This is a genomic window from Nocardioides speluncae (genome assembly GCF_003121585.1).
GTDB classification, from domain to species: Bacteria; Actinomycetota; Actinomycetes; order Propionibacteriales; family Nocardioidaceae; genus Nocardioides; species Nocardioides speluncae.
In genome coordinates this window covers 197,745-216,625 of sequence record NZ_QEOO01000037.1, presented here as the reverse complement: position 1 = coordinate 216,625, position 18,881 = coordinate 197,745, and the positions used below count along the sequence as shown (strand labels likewise).

Sequence of the window (18,881 nt, the reverse complement as noted above, 5' to 3'; positions counted from 1 at the left end):
GTCCAGCTCCTGTTCAGTGGTGGGTGTGCCCACAGTTGACGTCCACGCACTGACCCGTGATCGCTCGCGCGAACTCGGAGGCGAGGAAGACAGCGGTGTTCGCGATGTCGTCTGGCTCGGGCAGCCGGCGCAGGTCGATGCCCGCCGCGATCTCGTCGTAGACCACACTCGGGTCGACGCCGCGCTCGGCCGCCTGGCGGTCGAACCAGGACTTGACCGAGTCCGCCCAGATGTAGCCGGGTGCGACCGAGTTCACGCGCACCCCTTGCGGCCCGAGCTCCACAGACAGGCTCCGGGCGAGCGCCAGCAGGCCGGCCTTCATGACCCGGTAGGCGCCGAAGCCCGGCAGCTGGTTGCGGAGCACCATCGAGTTGATCATCACGACCGAGCCCTGCGACTCGACGAGCGCGGGCACCAGCTCGCGGGTGAGGTTCAGCGCGGCCATCAAGTTGATCTCGAGCCCCTGCCGTACGTCGTCCGGCTCGGCATCGAGGAGCCGGATCCGGGCGGGCTGGACGAACGCGTTGTGGATCACCGAGTCCAGCCGGCCGAAGGCGTCGTATGCCTTCGCCGCCAGATTCCCGACCGACGCATCATCGGTGAGATCTGCGGTCACCACGACCGCCTCGCCACCGAGGTCGCAGACCTCGCCGGCCACCGCATCGAGCCTGGACTGCGTCCGGGCCGCGAGCACCACGCGGGCTCCCGCGAGGGCGCTGCGTACGGCGAGTGACCGGCCCAGCCCCGGGCCTACCCCCGACACCAGCACGACCTTTCCCTCGAGCAACGGGATCCGCGTCTGCGTCATGCCAGCGCCCGTGGGTCGAGGACCACGCTGAGCGAGACGATCTTGCACTCGTCGTCGAACTCGAACAGGTCGGTGGTCGCGAAGTCGGGCATGCCCTCGCGGCGCACCCGAAGCTGCACCCCTGCAAAGCGTCCGGTGACCGTGATCGGCGAGAGCAGGCTCACGGAGTAGTCGACGGTGGCGTTCTGGGTGGCGAACTTCCTGATCTCGTCGACACCCCGGTAGACATTGACTCCGACGGGTTCGTGCAGCACGGCATCGTCGGCGAACATTGCGACCAGGCGGTCGACATCGTGGTTCGTGTGGTGGTCGACGTACGACGCAAGGGCGCTGCAGATTTCTTCTCGTGTGGGCATGGCTGGTCCTTTGCTAGGCGATGACGCCGCGTGAGCGGAGGAAGTCGACGACCTGTCCGGCCGCCTGTTCAGGTGAGACGGACGTGGTGTCGATCCGCACCTCGGGCGAGCGGGGCGGCTCGTACGCCGAGTCGATTCCGGTGAAGTTGGCGAGCTCGCCGCGCCGCGCCTTCTTGTAGAGCCCCTTCGGGTCCCGTCCCTCGGCGATGTCGAGGGGGGTGTCGACGTACACCTCACAGAACTGCTCGGGTCCGACCAGCTCCCGGGCCGCCTGACGCTCGGCGCGGAAGGGTGAGATGAAGGACGCGATGACAATCAGTCCCGCATCGGCCATCAGCCGGGCGACCTCGGTGACCCGCCGAATGTTCTCCACGCGGTCGGCATCGGTGAAACCGAGGTCCCGGTTCAGGCCGTGACGGACGTTGTCGCCGTCCAGGAGGTAGGTGTGCGCGCCGAACGCATGGAGCCGCCGCTCGAGTTCGTTCGCGATGGTCGACTTCCCGGAGCCGGAAAGCCCGGTCAGCCACAACACCTGCGGGCGGTGGCCCATCAGCTGCTCGCGAGCGCGTTCGTCGACGTCGACCACCTGCCAGTGGATGTTGTCCGACCGTCGCAGCGAGTGGGCGAGCATGCCGGCACCCACCGTGCCGTTGGTCAGTCGGTCGATCAGGATGAAGCCCCCGGTGTCGCGGTTGGCGGTGTACGCGTCGTACGGCACCGGGCGGTCGAAGCTGAGGTTGCAGACGCCGATCTCGTTGAGCGCCAGCGTGTTCGTCGCCGTCTTCTCCAGGGTGTTGACGTTGATCTTGTGCTTGGGCTTCGTGATCCGCGCCTGCACCGTCATGGCCCCGATCTGACACAGATAGGACCGCTCGGGCAGCATCTCGTCCTCGCCCATCCACACCACGTGTGCCTCGAACTGGTCGGCGACACCGGGCAGGGCGTCGGCTGTGGCGAGCACGTCACCGCGGCTGATGTCGATCTCGTCGGCCAGGGTGATCGTGACCGACTGACCCGCGACCGCCTCCGTCAGGTCACCGTCCATCGTGACGATCCGGGCAACCGCTGACTCCTTGCCGCTCGGTAGTACCCGCACCCGGTCACCGGGCCGCACCACGCCGCTCACGATCTGCCCGGAGAAGCCACGGAAGTCCAGGTCGGGACGGTTCACCCACTGCACTGGCATCCGGAACGGACTGGCGAGGAGGTCGTCGTCGATCTCAACGGTCTCGAGGTGCCCCATCAGCGTCGGGCCGTCGTACCACGGGGTGCTGAGGCTGTGCTCGGTGAGGTTGTCCCCGTGGTACGCCGACATCGGGATGGCCACGACGTCGTCGAGCCCGATCTCCTTCGCGAAGCCCGCGTAGTCGCTGACGATCTGCTCGAAGACCTCTTCGGAGTAACCGACCAGGTCGAGCTTGTTGACCGCGAGCACCACGTGGCGAATGCCGAGCAACGACACCAGGTAGGAGTGCCGGCGGGTCTGAGTGAGCACTCCCTTGCGAGCGTCGACCAGGATCACCGCAAGGTCCGCGGTGGAGGCGCCGGTGACCATGTTCCGGGTGTACTGCTCGTGGCCGGGGGTGTCGGCGACGACGAACTTGCGCTGCTCGGTGGAGAAGTAGCGGTAGGCGACGTCGATCGTGATGCCCTGCTCACGCTCGGCGGCCAGGCCATCGACCAGCAGCGCGAAGTCGAGGCCCTCGCCCTGGGTGCCCACCTTCCGGGAGTCCGCCTCGAGGGCCGTGAGCTGGTCCTCGAAGACCAGTTTCGATTCGTAGAGCAGCCGGCCGATGAGCGTGGACTTGCCGTCGTCGACGCTGCCGCAGGTGATGAAGCGGAGCATGGTCTTGTTCGCCTGCCGCTCAAGGTACTGCTCGATGTCATGGGCGATCAGATCGGTTGAGTGGGTCATCAGAAGTAGCCCTCCTTCTTCTTCTTCTCCATCGACGCGCTGCTGTCGTGGTCGATCACGCGCCCCTGTCGTTCGGAGGTGGTGGTCAGCAGCATTTCCTGGATGATGTCCGTCAAGGACTCGGCGACGCTTTCGACGGCGCCGGTCAGCGGGTAGCAGCCGAGCGTCCGGAATCGCACGCTCTTCAGCTCAGGTTCCTCACCCGGCAGCAGCGGCATGCGTTCGTCGTCGACCATGATCAGCGTCCCGTCACGCTCGACGACCGGTCGCTTCGCGGCGAAGTAGAGCGGCACGATCGGGATCTGCTCCTGCCGGATGTACTCCCAGACGTCGAGCTCGGTCCAGTTGGAGAGCGGGAAGACCCGCAGGCTCTCACCGGGCGACTTGCGCACGTTGTACATCCGCCACAGCTCCGGGCGCTGCTGCTTGGGGTCCCACCGGTGCTCGGCCGAGCGGATCGAGAAGATGCGCTCCTTGGCCCGCGACTTCTCCTCGTCCCGGCGCGCACCACCGAACGCGGCGTCGAACTTGTGGAGGTGGAGAGCCTGCTTGAGACCCTCGGTCTTCCACATGTCGGTGTGGGTGGCCGACCCGTGGGTGAACGGGTTGATCGACTTCTCCACGCACTCGGGATTCTTGTGGACCAACAGGTCGAGATCCCCAGCAGCGGCGGTCTCGTCGCGCAGCTCGTACATCTCGCGGAACTTCCATGTGGTGTCGACGTGCAGCAACGGGAACGGCAGCCGGGACGGGAAGAACGCCTTGCGCGCCAGGTGCAGCATCACCGCACTGTCCTTGCCGACCGAGTAGAGCATCACGGGGTTCTCGCTCTCGGCGACCGCCTCCCGCATGATGTGGATGCTCTCGGCCTCGAGTCGCTCCAGATGAGTCAGGACGGGCTGCGTGGCGCTCATCGAATGAACATTGTTCATTCCAGGCTCGCTCTGGGTACGGTGTCCCGGTGAACGGGACGAACGGCAAGTCCGTGTACGGCGATGCGGAGGCGCGGCGCCGGATGACGCTGGACGCCGCTGCCGCGCTGCTGGACGAGGGCGGGTACGCCGCACTCACGATCCGGTCGGTGGCCCAGCGTGCTGGCACGAGCACCGGGCTGATCTACCAGTACTTCTCGGATAAGCAGGAGATCTTCATCGCCCTGCTGAATGAGAGCCAGATCGAGTCCGCCGCCTTCGTCGAGGCGCTCCCCCGGGACCAGGGCGTCGCCGCGCTGATCTCACAGGTCATTCCCCATGCCGCCAAGCAGTGGGGCCGGGTCGGTCGGCTGACCGCGACCTGGCGCACCGAGGTAGGGGACGCCCGCCTCGACCGCGAGTCGGTCCATGAGGTGCGCACTACGGCGCGCGTCTACAACGAGGCACTCCACACGGCGATCATCGAAGCGGCTGCCCTTGAGGGCCGCCGCCTTCGCGATGATGCCGCCGTGCTCCCGTTCGTGCTGTCCGGGATCCTGGGCATGTCCGACACGCTCGTCAACCACTGGGCCCCGGAGGTCACCACCGCGGAGCTCGTCGACTTCACGGCCGCCGCGATCACCCAGGGCATCACTGCCCACTAGCGCAAGGTTGCTTCGGCGCCGCCGTCGACGTAGACGACCTGGCCCGTGATGTGGCTGTTCTCCGGCGACACCAGGAAGGCCAGCACCTGCGCGACGTCGACGGCCGCCAGGTAGCCGTTGAGCGGCATCGGCACCGCGGCGTCCATCACCCCCTTCATGACCGGGTCCGCGAGGAGCTGCTCGGTCATCGGGGTGAGGACGACACCGGGGGCGACCACGTTGAGCGGAATCCTGGCGGAGGCCCAGCCCTCCTCGACCGACGTACGCCGCGCCCAGCGGGCCAGCGCCAGCTTCGACGAGGGGTAGATCTGTTGCGCCCGGCCGTCGGCGACCGCGGCCGCGGCCGCAGCCTGCGCCGCAGACTCGTCGTCGGCGAGGCACGCGGCCACCACGTCGTCGTCGGCCTGCTGGGTCCCGGAGATCGAGCCGACCACGGCGACCCGGGGAGCCGACGACTTCGCAAGAGCAGGTCGGAGGGCGGACACGAACTGGGTGGTGCCGAAGTAGTTGACCTTCACCATCAGCTCGCCAGGAACCGACGTCCCGGCACAGGTGACGACGCCGTCGAGCACACCGTCGACGGCTGAGGTCACGGCCTCGGCGGCGGCCAGCCTGCCCTCCGCGCTGGCCAGGTCGGCGACCACGTCGGCGTCGCGGAGGTCCACGCCGATGACACGAATCCCCCGCTCCTCCAGGAGATTCGTCAATGCTGCGCCGATCCCCGAAGCGGAGCCGGTGACGGCAATGGTGCGTTCAGACATGTGATCCTCCGTCGGCGCGGATCTCCGCGCCGGTGACATAGGCGGCGTCGGACGACGCGGCGAAGGCGATGACGCCGGCGATCTGCTCGGGGTCCGCGGCACCCATCAACGAGCGGATCCGCGCGTAGTAGCTCATGTCGAGGTCGCCCGGGATGCCACTGATCAGCGGCGTCGCGACGGTGCCGGGCGAGACCGGGACGACCCGGATACCGCGATGCACGACCTCGGCGGCGAGGGCCAGGGAGAAGGCGAGAAGGGCGCCCTTCGAGGCGGAGTATGCCGTCATGTAGGGGTTGCCGTGCGCCGCCGACGACGAGGTGACGTTGACGATCACGCCGGTGCCGTCCGGCAGGTGTCGCAGGGCCTCGCGACAGAAGAGCGCGGGGCCGACCGTGTTGACCTCGAACAGGCGGGTCAGGTCCGCCACGGACAGGCTGTCGATCGGGGTGGTGCGGTGGATGCCGGCGACGTTGACCAGGACGTCGAGCCCGCCGAGCACCTCGACGGCCGCTGCGACCGCATCGACGACGTCCTTCTCCGAGCCGACGTCAGCCACCCGCGTGTGCACGCCTCCCAGCGAGGCGAGGCCATCGGCGTCGAGGTCGACCGCGAAGACCGCGGCGCCCTCCGATACCAGTCGAAGCACGGTGGCCCGGCCGATGCCGGAGGCGCCACCGGTCACGAGCACACGGGTTCCGTCGAAACGGTTCATGGGAGTTGCCTCTCAGGCATTGGAGCGCTCGACCAGCAGCAATCTGCAGGCCAGCCGGATGTCGGCCTCGGCGTCGGCCAGGTCGACTCCCCGGTTGAGGCTCTGGGTCAGGATGCCGTACCAGCCCTGCTCGACCAGTCGCACCAGGCGGAGGTCGTGGTCGGTCGGCTCGTCGAGGCCGAGCGTGCGCACGATCAGGTCGCGGAAGGCGGTGTCGATGCGCCCGGCCGGGGAGGCGGGAGTGGCGGGCGAGGCGTTGTTGGACTGCATCATGGCGTTGGCCAGCAGCGGGCGGCGCAACAGCTGTCGGCTCGCTTCGACCAGCAGGTCGGCGACCGCCTCCACCGGGTCCTGGCCCGGCTCGGCGGCGAACGAGACCTCCTCCAGCCGCGCGACCTGGTCGGCCATCACGGCAGTGAAGAGGTGCGTCTTGGACGGGAAGTAGCGGTAGAGCGTCGCGATGGCGACGCCCGCCTCCTTGGCGATGTCGAGCATCTGGACGCGCTCGAGGCCGTACTCGGCGCCCTGCTTGGCGGCCGCGCGCAGGATCCGCTGGTGGCGCGCCTTCTGCCCCGGGGAGCTCGGCTCCGCGGACGGTCGCGCTTCGGCGATCCTGGGCATGCACTCCCCCTCTGAGGTCTGGTTCTCCTGAAGATACTGGCGAAGATCCCCTCGATCGGGGACCCGGGTTACCGATGAGTGGGACGCGCCCTAGACGAGGTTGTCCTCGACCGGGATCCCGAAAGCGCCGCGGCCGTACATCGCCAGCGCCCGCTCGACGTCGTTGGCCACGTGCACGCTGCCGGCGTGCGCATCGCGCCAGGCCCGCTCGATCGGGTTGCCGCGCTTGAGCGAGTTGCCGCCGGCGGTCTTGAAGAGGATGTCGATGGCCTGCAGCGCCCGCTCGGTAGCGCGCACCTGGTCCCGACGGGTGCGCAGGCGAAGCTCCATCGGGATCTCCTCGCCGGCCATAGCGCAGGCGTAGAGCGCATCGATATTGCGGTCCAGCTGGAGGATCGCGGCGTCCGTCTCGGACGAGGCACGGGCTACTGCGACCTGGGCGAAGGGGTCCTCGGCGAAGCGGCCGCCCCCGAGGCTGAGCCGGAGCCGGTCACCCATCGTCGCGACGTACGACGCCAGGCAGCCGTCGACCATTCCGACGATTGGGGCCGTGATCGCGGTGGTGAACACCGCCCCGAACGGCACCTTGTAGAGCGGGCCGGTGTTCACCTTCTGGCCCGGCCCACGCAGCCGCGAGTGCTCGTAGTTGCGCAGGGTCCGGTGCACCGGCACGAAGGCCGTCTCGATGACGAGGTCGTTGCTCCCTGTGCCGCGGAGGCCGATGACGTCCCAGACGTCGTCGACCTCGAAGTCGGCGCGCGGCACGAGCACGGTCAGGAAGTCGACCGCCTTGCCCTTCTCGCCCATCACCAGGGCGCCGATCAGAGCCCAGGACGCGTGGTCGCAGCCGCTCGAGAAGCTCCAGCGACCGGACAGCTCGAAGCCACCCTCAACCTCGGTGAGCCTGCCGACCGGGGCGTACGACGAGCACACCAGCGTGTCGGGATCCTCGCCCCACACGTCCCGCTGTGCCTCGTCCGGGAAGAGCCCGAGCTGCCAGGGGTGGACGCCGATGACCGACGTCACCCAGCCGGTCGATCCGCAGACACCGGAGATCTCCCGGACGACCTCGTAGAACGCCACCGGGTCGGTCTCGGCGCCGCCGTACCGCTTCGGCTGCAGCATCCGGAACACCCCGGCCGCCGTCAGCTCCTCGATCGTCTCCGTCGGCACGACGCGGTTGTCGTCGGTGCTGCTGGCGCGTTTGGCAATGCCGGGGAGCAGCGGCTGGATCGCCGCCAGGACGTCGTTGCTCATAGGCTCAGGATGCGGCGCTCGGCAGGTCCGGCGAGTACCGCTTCCGGTGAGTGGGACTTCGTCCGCTCGGCCGCCCGAGCGCCGCGCAGACTCGCGTGAGGCCATCTCGCTGTCCAGGAATCGGAGTAGAACATGACCGAAGTCGACGAGGTCCGCCGCATCGAGACCGACGCCGCCCCGACGCGCTTCGCGCGCGGCTGGCACTGCCTGGGACTGGCCAAGGACTTCCGGGACGGCAAGCCGCACCAGGTCAAGGCGTTCGGCCAGGAGCTGGTCGTCTTCGCGGGCGAGGATGGCAAGCTCAACGTGCTCGACGCCTTCTGCCGGCACATGGGTGGCAACCTCTCGCAGGGCACCATCAAGGGCAATGAGATCGCCTGTCCCTTCCACGACTGGCGCTGGGGTGGCGACGGCAGGTGCAAGGCCATCCCCTACGCGCGCCGCGTCCCGCTCCGGGCACGCACGGCGTCGTGGCCGACGCTCGAGCAGGACCAGCTGCTCTTCGTCTGGAACGACCCGCAGGGCAACCCGCCTCCGGCCGACGTGACCATCCCCGTCATCGAGGGCGCGACGCGCGACGACTGGACCGACTGGGTCTGGTACACCACCGTCATCGAGGGCGCCCAGTGCCGCGAGATCGTCGACAACGTCGTGGACATGGCGCACTTCTTCTACGTGCACTACTCGTTCCCGACGTACTTCAAGAACGTCTTCGAGGGCCACACCGCCCACCAGTTCCAGAACGGCGTCGGCCGCGAGGACACCCGTCCGCAGGCAACCGTGAGCGGTGCCCCCAAAATGCTTGGGAACACCTCGGTCGCGGCCTACCACGGCCCGTCGTTCATGATCGACGACCTGACCTACCACTACGACGACGGCGACGTCGACAGCGTGCTGATCAACTGCCACTACCCGGTCTCCGAGAACTCCTTCGTGCTGCAGTACGGGATCATCGTGCAGAAGGCCGCACACCTCGCCGACCCCGAGGCGATGGCCCGCAAGATGGGCGACTACATCAAGATCGGGTTCGAGCAGGACGTCACGATCTGGAAGAGCAAGGCCCGGATCGACAATCCGCTTCTGTGCGAGGAGGACGGCCCGGTCTACCAGCTGCGGCGGTGGTACGAGCAGTTCTACGTCGACGTCGAGGACGTCACCGACGAGATGACCGAGCGCTTCGAGTTCGAAATCGACACCACCCGGCCCAACGAGGCCTGGCGTGCCGAGGTCAAGGCCAACATCGCCGCCCGCGAAGCGGCGACAGCCTCGTCATGAGCGCTCGCCCCGCCCCGCGGCCCGACGTACGACTGGACGACGGCGGGATGGAGCCGGTCACGTGCGGCAGCTGCGCCGCCAGGGTGGAAGTCCGCAAGAGCAGCTGGGACCAGACCAGCATCCAGTGGCACGCCGACGCCCTCGGCGCGTGTCTGGAACGACGCGCGAGCCAGCAGGGCACCGGCCCTAACGGTGCCGCCTTCGTCGGTTGCTCGGCCTTGCACCTCGCGATCCGAGAGGCCGCCGTCCGCGGCGAGCTTCCCGTGCAGTCGGGCGAGCCGCTGCCGGTCAATCCCGAAGGAAACGCTCCCTGATGCTCGACAAATACGGCCCCTGGGCAGTCATCGCCGGCGGTTCCGAAGGAGTGGGCGCCTCGTTCGCCCACCAGCTCGCCGACGCCGGCCTCAACCTGGTGCTGATCGCGCGCAAGCCGGGCGCGCTCGAGGCCACCGCCGAGGAAGTACGCCGCCGCGGCGTCGAGGTGCGCACGCTCGCCCTGGACCTGCTCGACCCGTCCTCGGTCGACGCGATCGTGACGGCCACCGCTGATGTCGAGGTCGGGCTGCTGATCTTCAACGCCGGCGCCAACAGCTACGGCCACGACTTCGTCGACGGCGAGCTGTCCGGCCACGCCGGCGTCATCGGCCTCAACATCACCTCGCAGCTCGCGCTCACCCACCATTTCGGCTGCCTGATGAAGGAGCGCGGACGCGGCGGCATCCTGCTGGTCGGCTCGCTGGCCGGCTATCTCGGCTCGGCCCGCCAGAGCGTGTACGGCGCGGTCAAGGCGTTCAGCCGGGTCTTCGCCGAGGGCCTGTGGCTGGAGCTGCGCGACCACGGCGTCGACGTGCTCGAGCTGGTGCTCGGGGTGACCCGCACGCCCGCCATGGCTCGGGCCGGCCTCAACTTCGACCTCCCCGGCCTGAACGTCGGCGAGCCCGACGACATCGCCCGCGAAGGCCTGGCCCACCTGGCCGACGGTCCGGTCTGGATCGCCGGCGGCAACGCCGCGGCCGCGGAGAAGCGCAACGGAATGGACCGGACCCGCCTGGTCCTCAGCGCACACGAGGCAATGACCCGGCTGCTGCCAGCCCGCTGACCACGGAGCCGCCACCACCGTCCTTGGCGGCGGCATGACGCACATCTCTGGGGCGCACCTTCAGGAGCTAGCACGAGTGGCCTCGCCAGCCTCGCGGCCGAGCGCTTTGTCCGTCACTCGGTTCGCAGCTGACGAGTACTGTCGGGTCCCCGACCGGCGCCGAGTTCCGTCCGTCCGCGTGTTCCCTCGTCCAGCGTTGAACGGGAATGCTAAGTGTGTGTACGCTGCGTACACACGCTTGTTACAGGAGAACAACCAATGGCTACCCCAAGTGTCAACTACGGCAGCGCCCGCGAGGCGCGCGAGCATTTCAAGGACCTGCTCGACGCCGCCGACGAGGGGCGCCCTGCTACGGTCACCCGTGACGAGCGGCGGGTAGCCGCAGTCGACGCCGACCGGCTCGTGTACTTCCTGACGCGTCTTCATCGCGCCGGCGTCCAAGCCGTAGCAGACGGTGATGGCTGGAGCATCTTCGTTCCCGGTGTGCCGGTTGCGGCGGACGGCGCCACCATTGAGGACGCCGTTGAGGAGATGGTCGACGCCCTGCGCGACTATGCCGAAGCTTGGACCGAGCGGCTGCGGCTCGCCCCAAATCACGAGGACAACTGGGGACTAGTCCAGATTGTCACGCTGGCCTCCGACGACCAACTCCGCAACTGGCTGTTGGCCGCCTGACGGCCGTGCCCGAGAAGCGGCCTCCGGCCACCCGGCAAGACCACGAGACGTTCTGCACCACTGAAGGTTGGACTGAACGCAAGCGTGCCACGGGTAAACACGGAACCCACCACGTCAACTATGAGTTGCCCCTGCCGGACGGCCGGATCCTCTACACGCGGATCAGCCACCCCGTCGACCGGACCGACTACGGGCCAAGCATCTGGTCGCACATTCTGCGAGACCAACTTGAAGTCAGCGCTGACGAGTTCTGGGACTGCGTCAGCAACCAGGTCTTACCTGATCGCGGGCTGGCGCAGCCGGTCGCCGAGGCCATCCCGATGGGAGTGATCCGCACGTTGACCCAAGAGGCGCACATCCCGGAGGTCGAGGTGCGCGCCATGACGAAGGCGGAAGCGATCGCCCGATTGACGCACTTCTACACAACCGGGGAGTGACTCCGACTGCTCGCGTCGGACTCGCGGCGGATTGACACAGCCGCGGTCGCCGTTGACCAGTTCGGCCACCGCCTCACCGGCGGCGATGGAATCCTCGACATGTGGACCTCTCAAGAGCGGCGCAGCACGCCCAGGCACCTTCGCTTGTCACCCCCTGCAGCCCGTACGACGCGTTGGGCCCGCGCTACCCCCAGGCAGCGGCCGAGCCCGTCTGGGACGGGTTCGGCCGTACAACGCGGCTGTCAGGCCATCTCGGGGACGTGTAGGTGCGCGTAGGCCAGGTCGAACTCGTGCACGTCGATGATCTCGCCACTCGCCTCACGGGCCGCCCGGCTGCGCATATCGTTCGCCGCCGCGCGGCTATCTTCCATCGCCGCCCGGGTCTCCCAGGCCGTGGTGGCGCAACCCAGGCCGGTCGACCGGTTCACCAGCAGGCTGGCACTGCAGAATCCAGGTGTCTGCTCCAGCTCGGGAAGGATCCCGACCCGGAACGTCTCCGTCATGGTCTCGAGGTCACCCTGCAGCCAGCTGACTCGACAGCACTCGCCGTGGTGGGTGCGGTGCATGACGACGATCTCCCACTCGTCGACCTGCATGGAGGCGCCGAGAATGTCCCGCCCGCGATCGCGGATCGGGCGAAGCTGCTCATCGCTGGCGCCCATCGCCGCCTCGCTCTCCCACGAGCTTGTAGCGATGCACTGCCCGCTCTCGCGGTCGACCAGCAACGAGAGGCCTCGACAGCCCTCGATTTTGCCGAGCGTGGGCCCGGCTTCGTTATTGATAAAGGTAATGCCCGCGTCGATGTTGTCGGGCCTCCCGTGGAACGTAGTGGAACGTGCGTACATGGCCCGCTCCTCTCTGGGACGGGGCAGTGCCCGTCCGGCACTGCCGGTTGTTCCTGCCTACTCCGAAATACGCGAGGACGCCATAGCCCGCTCCCGTTTTCCGGGCTCCGTTCGGTCAACTTGCCCGCGCGCTAGGCCGCTCGCCGAACCCTGCGTGCGGCCCTCACCGCACCGGGCTCCCCATTGTTCTGACGTGGGATGGTCCAGGCAGCGCAGGCCCAGTGGTCGGGCGGCCGGCGCTGAGCCACTTCAAGCACGCCCTCGACTTTCGCAGGCACGGTCTGACTCGCAACTAGCTGCCGGCCCTACGGCGGCGCATCGCGGCGCTGTGACGCGGCCGCGTCGGCCGGGATAGGCGCCCTGCCGCTCACAACCAGGACGGCTTCCATCCTCCTGGTACGGCGGCCGGGTTCGGCACCAAGCCAAGGCAGCGGCGGTAGGCCGCGTGGATCCATCCAGCTGGTGCATCGGGAGCAAACACTAGGTCCGAAAGGTGCAGGTCCTGCACGACATCCCCGCGGCGGCAGCGTGCGGTGAGCTCCTCGCCTTGCTCAGCGATGTCGATACCGACGACTTCGATGGTGGTGCCGATCACGGTGGCTGTGGTGGGGAGCGGGACCTCCTCGGCGAACGTCTCGTAGAACGCCGTCACCTGCTCGGCGAGGTTGTAGCAATCCACGGTGATCACTGCGACGAGGCGATCCACCTGACTATCGCCTGTCACCGTCAACCCCTGGGAGGTAGGGGATCAGCCCGAGTTGGAGCGCCTGGACCTGCAGGTGCACGGGCCCCCTGCGGATGTCGACCGGCATCCCGTCGACCTCCAGTAGCCAGGTCAAGGGACTGGCCTCAACAAGGCCGCGGCGCATGAACTGGCCGTCGAAGTGGCTCAACTTCAGGGTGTCGCGGATCAACCGGCCCTTGTACGCCATCGTGGTCTTCTTCACGCCCAGCCACTCGCTGAGCTGATCGGCGGTCGCGTGCGGCGACTGGGAAGGGTCGAACACGAAGTTGAGCTGCCCGACGGCATAGACGACCCCGGCGGCCCAGATCCTCAGGTCGCCGCGAGTCAGCGGCGAGGGTCGCTTCCGGCCGAGCTTGCCGACCACTGCGCGACACAGGTCTGCGTACTCCACATCCAGGTGCTCCCGGCAGACCGTGTCGGTCACCGCCACCACCTGATCGGCGTACGTCCGCACCGCGTGGGGCACATTCACATGGTCCATCGTCGACCCTTCCCGCCCGGCACCTGGCGACCTGCTCCCGCTAGTCCATCACGCTTCACCGGGCAGACAACATCCTGGTCGTGCCCGACCTGTGGACCTAGTCCGGGCAGTCAATCCGCTTCGGCGGGCCGGAGCACGGCGAAGTCTCCGAGTTGGATCCGCATGTCGAAGGTCCGGCGCGACAGGCGCCACCCGGCCGCCGTGCGCACCCACGCGTCGTCGTACTCCCCCAAGCACTCGAAGAACGAGCCGGCCATCGGGCCGGCGCCGACGTGGTGGACGCGGGCGTAGCTGAGGGACCGGGCGCGGTCGTCGTCGATCGAGATCCGGTGGTTGCCGAGCAGGTGCTGGGTCGGGCCGCAGCCACCGAGGTGCGCGGCCATCACGGCCACGATCGCGTCGGGGCCGGTCCGGTGATAGGCCACGGCGTCGGGGGTGAGCAGGTCCCGGATCGCCGACCAGTCGCGCTGGTCGGTGGCGGCCGCGAACCCGGCCAGCGCCTCGACGATCTCGTCGCGGGGGTTCACGATGCGGCAGACCGTCCTGCCCGGCGGCCGAAGAAGGTGCCGTCACCCAGCGACGTACCGCTGATGTAGCCCTCGCCGTGCATGCCCGAGGAAGCCCGTCCGGCGGCGAAGAGCCCCGGGATCGGATCGCCGGCCAGCGAGAGCACCGCGCCGTCCTGGCCCACCTGGCCGACGGTCCGGTCTGGATCGCCGGCGGCAACGTCGAGACCGCAGAGAAGCGCAACGGAATGGACCGGACCCGCCTGGTCCTCAGCGCACACGAGGCAATGACCCGGCTGCTGCCTGCCCGCTGACGAAAGCGAGGTCAGCACGCAGAACTCGTGGCCGTCGGGATCGGCCATCAGGGTGGGGCGACCAGCTCATCGCGCGATCACTCCCCGGGACAGCTGCAAGCGCCCGGCGCCGTCGAAGGCGCGAGTGTCGATCAACAGCGCCTGGATCCCCTCGCCGGACCTTGCTCCGCACGCAGTTTGCCCCTTGTTGACGTGGTTCGGCAGGTCTAGATTGCGATCTGGCGGGCGCTACCGCGTCTGCCGATCATCCGAAGCGGCGGTGCTCGGGGCTGTTCTGTGGAGGCTTGCACCGGGCGGGTGCGCGCCTGATCTGCGCACCCGGCTCTGCGGGTCTTTGCGGGCTGCGTCACCTCTTTGATCTCACTGCCAGCGTGCGCTGGCCATTCGGAAGGGGTTCCCGTGCGTCGATTGTTCCGCTTGTTCCTTCTCGTCGGTGCGGCCTTGGTGCTCGTAATCGGCACCGTGACCGCCAGCGCCCATGACGGCGACCACGGTGGCCCCGGTTCGTCGGGGCCCACCGCCAAGAGCCAGAACATGAAGCTGCTCTCGAACACTGCCAAGTCGAGCGGCGCCACCCAGTCAGACCTGGCGTTCTTCGGCGATCACGCGGTGGCCGGCAACTACACCGGCTTCCGCATCCTCGACGTCTCCGAGCCGGGCGACCCGGAGGTCGTCACCGACTTCTTCTGCAACGGGGCGCAGGGCGACGTGTCCGTGATGGGTGACCTGTTGTTCCAGTCCGTCGACAGTCCACAGAGCAGCGGCGCCTGCAACAGCACCAACGTGACCGCCTCGACGCCCGGCATGTTCGAGGGGATCCGGATCTTCGACATCAGCGACATCACCGCTCCCGTGCGGGTCGCGTCGATCCAGACCGACTGCGGCTCACACACGCACACCCTCCTGCCCGAGCCGGAGAACAACAGGGCGATCATCTACGTCTCGTCCTACCCGCTCGGCGGGGCCGCCATCGGGCCGGACTGCCGGCCGACGCAGTCCGGGGACGGCCACAACCAGGTGTCCATCGTCAACGTTCCCCTCGACGACCCGGCCTCGGCCAGTGTGACGCCCTACTTCCTGGACCCGGCGACGACCTCATCGACCTATCTGGGCGCCTTCACCTTCAAGGCGTGCCACGACATCAGCGTGTTCAAGGAGCTGAAGCTTGCTGCGGCTGCCTGCCTGAGTGAGTCACAGCTGTGGGACATCAGCGACCCGCTGGCGCCCCAGTTGAAGTGGTCCTTCGACAACCCGGTGGTCAACCCCGCCAACATCGACCTGTGGCACTCGGCCACCTTCAGCTGGGACGGTGAGATCGTTGCCTTCGGTGACGAGTCCGGCGGCGGCGGGGCCGCGCGCTGCGGCAACCCCGACGACCAGCAGGGCCGGATCTGGTTCCTCGACACGGCGACTGGTGAGTTCCTCACGAACTACAAGATCCCACGGTCGGTCACCGACGCGCCGTGCACCATGCACAACTTCAACTTCATCCCGCTGCGCGACCGCAACGTGCTGGTCTCGGCGGCATACGCCGGTGGTACGACGGTGGTGGACGTCGACAAGCTGATCGGCGGGGCGAGCGAGTCGGCCTCGGAGGTGGGGTACTACCAGCCGCACGGCGGCAACGCGTGGTCGTCGTACTGGTACAACGGCTTCATCTACGCCAACGACATCCTCCGGGGCGTCGACGTGTACCTGCTCAGCGACAAGGCGCGGGCCGGCGCTCGCAAGTTGCCGCATCTCAACCCGCAGACGCAGGAGTCGGTCATCGACTGACCTCCGAGGCCCGCGACGTAGGCCGGTACCGCGCCGGTGCCGGCCTACGGACGTGGAGAGCCACATCGCGAGCAGTCAGTCCGCTTCGGCGGGCCGGAGCAAGGCAAAGTCTCCGAGCTGGATCCGCATGTCGAAGGTCCGGCGCGACAGGCGCCACCCGGCCGCCGTGCGCACCCACGCGTCGTCGTACTCGCCCAGACACTCGAAGAACGAGCCCTCCATCGGCCCGGCGCCGACATGGTGCACCCGCGCGTAGGTCAGGGAGCGGGCGCGATCGCGTCGAGTCCGGTCCGGCCGTAGGCCACCGCGTCAGGGGTAAGCAGATCGCGGATCGTCGACCAGTCGCGCTGGTCGGTAGCGGCGGCGAACCGGGCCAGCGCCTCGACGATCTCGTCGCGGGGGTTCACGATGCGGCAGACCGTCCGGCCCGGCGGCCGAAGAAGGTGCCGTCGCCCAGCGACGTACCGCTGATGTAGCCCTCGCCGTGCATGCCCGAGGAAGCCCGTCCGGCGGCGAAGAGCCCCGGGATCGGTTCACCGGCCAGCGAGAGGACGGCACCGTCCACGGTCGTGTGCAGCCCACCGAGGGTGAAGCCCGCGAAGCCCGTACCGGACACCGTGCTCTCGGTGGGGTGGAAGCCGCGCCGCGGATCGACGGCAGCCAGGCCGCCGGTCAGCGGTCGCAGCCAGCGGGAGTCCTTGTGGAACAAGGGATCCTGGCCGTTCGCCGCTCCTGCGTTGTACGCCGCCACGGTGGCCTCGAGGGCACCGCGCGGCAGCCCCAGATCGGTGGCCAGCTCCTCAACCGTCTCGGCGGCGAAGGACGGCCGGACGCCCCACGGGTCTGCGACCGCGTCGAAGCCGGCCTGATCGATGATCACCCAGCATGGGCCGGGCTGGTGCAGCGCGGCATGGCTGTAGAGGCCCGGGTAGACGTCCTCGTTGATGAACCGCTGCCCGAGGCCGTTGACGAGCATGCCGCGGCAGACCATCTCCGGAAGAGCCGTGTAGGCCGCCTCCACCATCGACATCCGGCGAGTCGCCGCGCCGATCGAGGCGGCCATAGTGATGCCGCTGCCGTCGTCGAGGCCGTCGCTGACCTTGGCATGGCCGAGCAGGGACGGCGCGTGGTCGGCGAGCATCTGCTCGTTGTCGACGAAGCCGCCGGTGGTGAGCACGACCGAGCGCGCCCGGAAGGAGAGGTCGGCCCCGTAGCGGCGCGCTTTCAGGCCCACGACCTGGCCGTCCTCCACGATCAGGGAGGTGGCGCGGGTGTCGACCTCCACGGCGACCCCGAGCGAGACTGCGTGCGCGATCAGCGCGTTCATCACTACCTGGCCGGCGAGGTACGGCGCCCGGCCGCGGTGTCCGCGGGGAGCAGGCTTGGCGATCTCGTTGTAGGGCCAGGCGTTCTCGCCCAGCCACATCAGGCCGTCGGTGGTCGGCGGCATCCAGGTCGGGCCGTCGAAGAAGGTCGGCTGGAAGTCGATGCCGCACGAGACCAGCCAGTCGAAGTGGTCGACGGACCCGTCGCAGTAGAGCCGCAGCTTCTCGGGATCCGGGTGCGGGCCGAGGGCAGCCGACAGGAACGCGTACATGTCGTCAGCGGTGTCGGTGAATCCGCGCGCCTGCTGCACCGACGTACCACCGCCGAGGTAGATCTCGCCCCCGGACAGCGCGGCCGAGCCACCCGGGGCGCCGGCGCGCTCGAGTACCAGGACCGTCGCACCGGCGGAGGTGGCAGAGATCGCAGCGGCAGCTCCGGCGGCTCCGAAACCGACGACCAGGACGTCGACGTCGGTACTCACGAGAAGGCTGCCAGCGGCTCCGAACCCGACCAGTCGTGGCCCCAGTAGGAGTCGACGGTGATCTCCTCTGCGGTGTAGTAGGTCTCGTCGACAAGCTTGCCCTCGACGCCGTACTCCAGGTCCCAGCCGCCCGGTGCGCGGACGTAGAACGAGACCATGTGGTCGTTGGTGTGCCGGCCGAGCGTCGAGGAGACCGAGAAGCCCTGCCGGTTGACGTTGTCCAGCGCCCGGCCGACGGCGTCGAGCGAGTCGACCTCGACCATCAGGTGCACGAGGCCCGGCGGGTCGCCGTGCGGGGCGGGAACGACGGCGAGGCTGTGGTGGCGCTGGTTCACCCCCATGAAGCGAACCCGCCGCGGGGTCTCCCCCTCGACCGGAGGCTTCGGGCCGAGGCGGATGGCGCCGCGCGGCAGGAAGCCGAGCACCTCGGTGTAGAAGGCAACGGTGTCGTCCATGGCCGTGGTCGGCAGGACGACGTGGCCCATCCCCTGGTCGCCGGTCATGAACCTCTGGGCCAGGCCGGTGAGCACCGGGCTGTGGTCGAGCCGGGGCCCGAAGAAGACCTCGACGGGCGTGCCCGCGGGGTCGTCGAAGGCGATCGCCGCCTCGACGCCGCGCTCGTCGCACTCAGCCTGGCCGAGCTCCTTGACCGCGAAGCCGGCGGCCTCCACGGCCCGGCCGATCTCGGCCAGCCCGAACTGGTCACGCACCTCCCAGCCCACCGCAAGCACCTGGTCGGAGGGACCGGGCAGCACGACCAGCCGGGACTCGCGCTCGTCCATCCGGAGGTAGAGCCCGCCCTCGACGGGACCGGTCGTCTCTTGGAAGCCGAGGGCGTCCACGGTCAGCTCGCGCCAGCGCGCGACGTCCTGGGACTGCACCTTGAGGTAGCCGAGGCCACGAATCTGCGTCATT

Annotated in this window: 24 protein-coding genes; 7 read left to right on the top strand and 17 right to left on the bottom strand. The window is 68.5% G+C overall.

Annotation, left to right across the window (positions count from 1 at the left end; genetic code table 11):
• Positions 1–13: 13 nt before the first annotated feature.
• From DDV73_RS20830 to cysD, 4 genes are read right to left on the bottom strand one after another with little or no spacing between them, the layout of a single operon-like run.
• Positions 14–808 (bottom strand): SDR family oxidoreductase, encoded by a 795-nt coding sequence (locus DDV73_RS20830; RefSeq protein WP_109509177.1) that lies wholly within the window; start codon positions 806–808, stop codon positions 14–16.
• A complete protein-coding gene (locus tag DDV73_RS20825) occupies positions 805–1,164 on the bottom strand; it encodes a nuclear transport factor 2 family protein (RefSeq protein ID WP_109509176.1) in 360 nt (119 codons plus the stop codon). Before DDV73_RS20825 ends, DDV73_RS20830 begins: the two co-directional genes overlap by 4 nt.
• Positions 1,165–1,177: 13 nt before the next feature.
• The gene (gene cysN, locus DDV73_RS20820) at positions 1,178–3,079 is read right to left on the bottom strand and encodes a sulfate adenylyltransferase subunit CysN (RefSeq protein ID WP_109509175.1); all 1,902 of its coding nucleotides are present in this window, start codon (positions 3,077–3,079) and stop codon (positions 1,178–1,180) included.
• Positions 3,079–3,993: a sulfate adenylyltransferase subunit CysD gene (cysD, locus tag DDV73_RS20815; RefSeq protein ID WP_109509174.1), complete on the bottom strand. Its 915-nt coding sequence runs from the start codon at positions 3,991–3,993 to the stop codon at positions 3,079–3,081. Before cysD ends, cysN begins: the two co-directional genes overlap by 1 nt.
• 47 nt (positions 3,994–4,040) lie before the next feature.
• Here cysD and DDV73_RS20810 point away from each other — a divergent pair, with 47 nt between their 5' ends.
• Positions 4,041–4,655, top strand: a complete 615-nt coding sequence (locus tag DDV73_RS20810; protein WP_109509173.1) for a TetR/AcrR family transcriptional regulator — start codon at positions 4,041–4,043, stop codon at positions 4,653–4,655.
• Here the strand turns inward: DDV73_RS20810 and DDV73_RS20805 are convergent.
• The 4 genes from DDV73_RS20805 to hsaA form a co-directional block, all read right to left on the bottom strand.
• The gene (locus DDV73_RS20805) at positions 4,652–5,416 is read right to left on the bottom strand and encodes an SDR family oxidoreductase (RefSeq protein WP_109509172.1); all 765 of its coding nucleotides are present in this window, start codon (positions 5,414–5,416) and stop codon (positions 4,652–4,654) included. The two genes, DDV73_RS20810 and DDV73_RS20805, sit on opposite strands and share 4 nt — an antisense overlap.
• Positions 5,409–6,128, bottom strand: a complete 720-nt coding sequence (locus DDV73_RS20800; protein WP_109509171.1) for an SDR family NAD(P)-dependent oxidoreductase — start codon at positions 6,126–6,128, stop codon at positions 5,409–5,411. Before DDV73_RS20800 ends, DDV73_RS20805 begins: the two co-directional genes overlap by 8 nt.
• Positions 6,129–6,140: 12 nt before the next feature.
• A complete protein-coding gene (locus DDV73_RS20795; RefSeq protein ID WP_109509170.1) occupies positions 6,141–6,749 on the bottom strand; it encodes a TetR/AcrR family transcriptional regulator in 609 nt (202 codons plus the stop codon).
• 90 nt (positions 6,750–6,839) lie between these two features.
• Positions 6,840–8,006 carry a 3-hydroxy-9,10-secoandrosta-1,3,5(10)-triene-9,17-dione monooxygenase oxygenase subunit gene (gene hsaA, locus DDV73_RS20790; protein WP_109509169.1) on the bottom strand — a complete coding sequence of 389 codons (1,167 nt, stop codon included), beginning with the start codon at positions 8,004–8,006 and terminating at the stop codon, positions 6,840–6,842.
• 132 nt (positions 8,007–8,138) lie between these two features.
• On the opposite strand from hsaA, the gene DDV73_RS20785 reads away from it, so the two are divergent.
• The 5 genes from DDV73_RS20785 to DDV73_RS20765 all read left to right on the top strand — a co-directional run bounded on the left by DDV73_RS20785 (position 8,139) and on the right by DDV73_RS20765 (position 11,492).
• Positions 8,139–9,281 (top strand): 3-ketosteroid-9-alpha-monooxygenase, oxygenase component, encoded by a 1,143-nt coding sequence (locus DDV73_RS20785; protein WP_109509168.1) that lies wholly within the window; start codon positions 8,139–8,141, stop codon positions 9,279–9,281.
• A complete protein-coding gene (locus tag DDV73_RS20780; RefSeq protein ID WP_109509167.1) occupies positions 9,278–9,595 on the top strand; it encodes a ferredoxin in 318 nt (105 codons plus the stop codon). Before DDV73_RS20785 ends, DDV73_RS20780 begins: the two co-directional genes overlap by 4 nt.
• A complete protein-coding gene (locus DDV73_RS20775; RefSeq protein WP_109509166.1) occupies positions 9,595–10,380 on the top strand; it encodes an SDR family NAD(P)-dependent oxidoreductase in 786 nt (261 codons plus the stop codon). Before DDV73_RS20780 ends, DDV73_RS20775 begins: the two co-directional genes overlap by 1 nt.
• 258 nt (positions 10,381–10,638) lie before the next feature.
• Positions 10,639–11,055 carry a prevent-host-death protein gene (locus tag DDV73_RS20770; RefSeq protein WP_109509165.1) on the top strand — a complete coding sequence of 139 codons (417 nt, stop codon included), beginning with the start codon at positions 10,639–10,641 and terminating at the stop codon, positions 11,053–11,055.
• 5 nt (positions 11,056–11,060) lie between these two features.
• On the top strand, positions 11,061–11,492 hold the full coding sequence (locus DDV73_RS20765; RefSeq protein WP_109509164.1) for a cytotoxic translational repressor of toxin-antitoxin stability system: 432 nt from the start codon (positions 11,061–11,063) through the stop codon (positions 11,490–11,492).
• Between the two features lie 242 nt (positions 11,493–11,734).
• Here the strand turns inward: DDV73_RS20765 and DDV73_RS20760 are convergent, their stop codons facing one another.
• The 5 genes from DDV73_RS20760 to DDV73_RS28865 all read right to left on the bottom strand — a co-directional run bounded on the left by DDV73_RS20760 (position 11,735) and on the right by DDV73_RS28865 (position 14,431).
• Complete coding sequence (locus DDV73_RS20760; RefSeq protein WP_109509163.1) at positions 11,735–12,337, bottom strand: hypothetical protein; 603 nt, start codon at positions 12,335–12,337, stop codon at positions 11,735–11,737.
• Between the two features lie 367 nt (positions 12,338–12,704).
• Positions 12,705–13,043 (bottom strand): hypothetical protein, encoded by a 339-nt coding sequence (locus DDV73_RS20755; RefSeq protein ID WP_109509162.1) that lies wholly within the window; start codon positions 13,041–13,043, stop codon positions 12,705–12,707.
• Between the two features lie 4 nt (positions 13,044–13,047).
• Positions 13,048–13,563: a DUF6398 domain-containing protein gene (locus DDV73_RS20750; protein WP_154402836.1), complete on the bottom strand. Its 516-nt coding sequence runs from the start codon at positions 13,561–13,563 to the stop codon at positions 13,048–13,050.
• 110 nt (positions 13,564–13,673) lie between these two features.
• The gene (locus DDV73_RS20745; RefSeq protein ID WP_206050997.1) at positions 13,674–14,090 is read right to left on the bottom strand and encodes a nuclear transport factor 2 family protein; all 417 of its coding nucleotides are present in this window, start codon (positions 14,088–14,090) and stop codon (positions 13,674–13,676) included.
• Positions 14,087–14,431, bottom strand: coding sequence for an FAD-binding protein (locus DDV73_RS28865; protein WP_206050996.1), 345 nt, complete (start codon positions 14,429–14,431; stop codon positions 14,087–14,089). The genes DDV73_RS20745 and DDV73_RS28865 overlap by 4 nt, the downstream gene beginning before the upstream one ends.
• Positions 14,432–14,824: 393 nt before the next feature.
• Here DDV73_RS28865 and DDV73_RS20730 point away from each other — a divergent pair, with 393 nt between their 5' ends.
• A complete protein-coding gene (locus DDV73_RS20730) occupies positions 14,825–16,159 on the top strand; it encodes an LVIVD repeat-containing protein (RefSeq protein ID WP_206050995.1) in 1,335 nt (444 codons plus the stop codon).
• A 75-nt stretch (positions 16,160–16,234) separates the two neighbouring features.
• On the opposite strand, the gene DDV73_RS28860 is transcribed toward DDV73_RS20730, so the two are convergent.
• From DDV73_RS28860 to DDV73_RS20715, 4 genes are read right to left on the bottom strand one after another with little or no spacing between them, the layout of a single operon-like run.
• Complete coding sequence (locus DDV73_RS28860; RefSeq protein WP_206050994.1) at positions 16,235–16,405, bottom strand: hypothetical protein; 171 nt, start codon at positions 16,403–16,405, stop codon at positions 16,235–16,237.
• 11 nt (positions 16,406–16,416) lie between these two features.
• Positions 16,417–16,566: a nuclear transport factor 2 family protein gene (locus tag DDV73_RS28855; protein ID WP_206050993.1), complete on the bottom strand. Its 150-nt coding sequence runs from the start codon at positions 16,564–16,566 to the stop codon at positions 16,417–16,419.
• Positions 16,563–17,966, bottom strand: a complete 1,404-nt coding sequence (locus DDV73_RS20720; RefSeq protein ID WP_206050992.1) for an FAD-dependent oxidoreductase — start codon at positions 17,964–17,966, stop codon at positions 16,563–16,565. The genes DDV73_RS28855 and DDV73_RS20720 overlap by 4 nt, the downstream gene beginning before the upstream one ends.
• A complete protein-coding gene (locus DDV73_RS20715; RefSeq protein WP_109509158.1) occupies positions 17,963–18,880 on the bottom strand; it encodes a VOC family protein in 918 nt (305 codons plus the stop codon). The genes DDV73_RS20720 and DDV73_RS20715 overlap by 4 nt, the downstream gene beginning before the upstream one ends.
• Between the last annotated feature and the right edge of the window lies 1 nt (position 18,881).

What these genes read in the sequence shown, in the direction of transcription:
- DDV73_RS20830 (WP_109509177.1), bottom strand. Translation starts at nt 808, where the DNA reads ATGACGCAGACGCGGATCCCGTTGCTCGAGGGAAAGGTCGTGCTGGTG.
- DDV73_RS20825 (WP_109509176.1), bottom strand. Translation starts at nt 1,164, where the DNA reads ATGCCCACACGAGAAGAAATCTGCAGCGCCCTTGCGTCGTACGTCGAC.
- cysN (WP_109509175.1), bottom strand. Translation starts at nt 3,079, where the DNA reads ATGACCCACTCAACCGATCTGATCGCCCATGACATCGAGCAGTACCTT.
- cysD (WP_109509174.1), bottom strand. Translation starts at nt 3,993, where the DNA reads ATGAGCGCCACGCAGCCCGTCCTGACTCATCTGGAGCGACTCGAGGCC.
- DDV73_RS20805 (WP_109509172.1), bottom strand. Translation starts at nt 5,416, where the DNA reads ATGTCTGAACGCACCATTGCCGTCACCGGCTCCGCTTCGGGGATCGGC.
- DDV73_RS20800 (WP_109509171.1), bottom strand. Translation starts at nt 6,128, where the DNA reads ATGAACCGTTTCGACGGAACCCGTGTGCTCGTGACCGGTGGCGCCTCC.
- DDV73_RS20795 (WP_109509170.1), bottom strand. Translation starts at nt 6,749, where the DNA reads ATGCCCAGGATCGCCGAAGCGCGACCGTCCGCGGAGCCGAGCTCCCCG.
- hsaA (WP_109509169.1), bottom strand. Translation starts at nt 8,006, where the DNA reads ATGAGCAACGACGTCCTGGCGGCGATCCAGCCGCTGCTCCCCGGCATT.
- DDV73_RS20785 (WP_109509168.1), top strand. Translation starts at nt 8,139, where the DNA reads ATGACCGAAGTCGACGAGGTCCGCCGCATCGAGACCGACGCCGCCCCG.
- DDV73_RS20780 (WP_109509167.1), top strand. Translation starts at nt 9,278, where the DNA reads ATGAGCGCTCGCCCCGCCCCGCGGCCCGACGTACGACTGGACGACGGC.
- DDV73_RS20775 (WP_109509166.1), top strand. Translation starts at nt 9,595, where the DNA reads ATGCTCGACAAATACGGCCCCTGGGCAGTCATCGCCGGCGGTTCCGAA.
- DDV73_RS20770 (WP_109509165.1), top strand. Translation starts at nt 10,639, where the DNA reads ATGGCTACCCCAAGTGTCAACTACGGCAGCGCCCGCGAGGCGCGCGAG.
- DDV73_RS20760 (WP_109509163.1), bottom strand. Translation starts at nt 12,337, where the DNA reads ATGTACGCACGTTCCACTACGTTCCACGGGAGGCCCGACAACATCGAC.
- DDV73_RS20750 (WP_154402836.1), bottom strand. Translation starts at nt 13,563, where the DNA reads ATGGACCATGTGAATGTGCCCCACGCGGTGCGGACGTACGCCGATCAG.
- DDV73_RS28865 (WP_206050996.1), bottom strand. Translation starts at nt 14,431, where the DNA reads ATGGCCGATCCCGACGGCCACGAGTTCTGCGTGCTGACCTCGCTTTCG.
- DDV73_RS20715 (WP_109509158.1), bottom strand. Translation starts at nt 18,880, where the DNA reads ATGACGCAGATTCGTGGCCTCGGCTACCTCAAGGTGCAGTCCCAGGAC.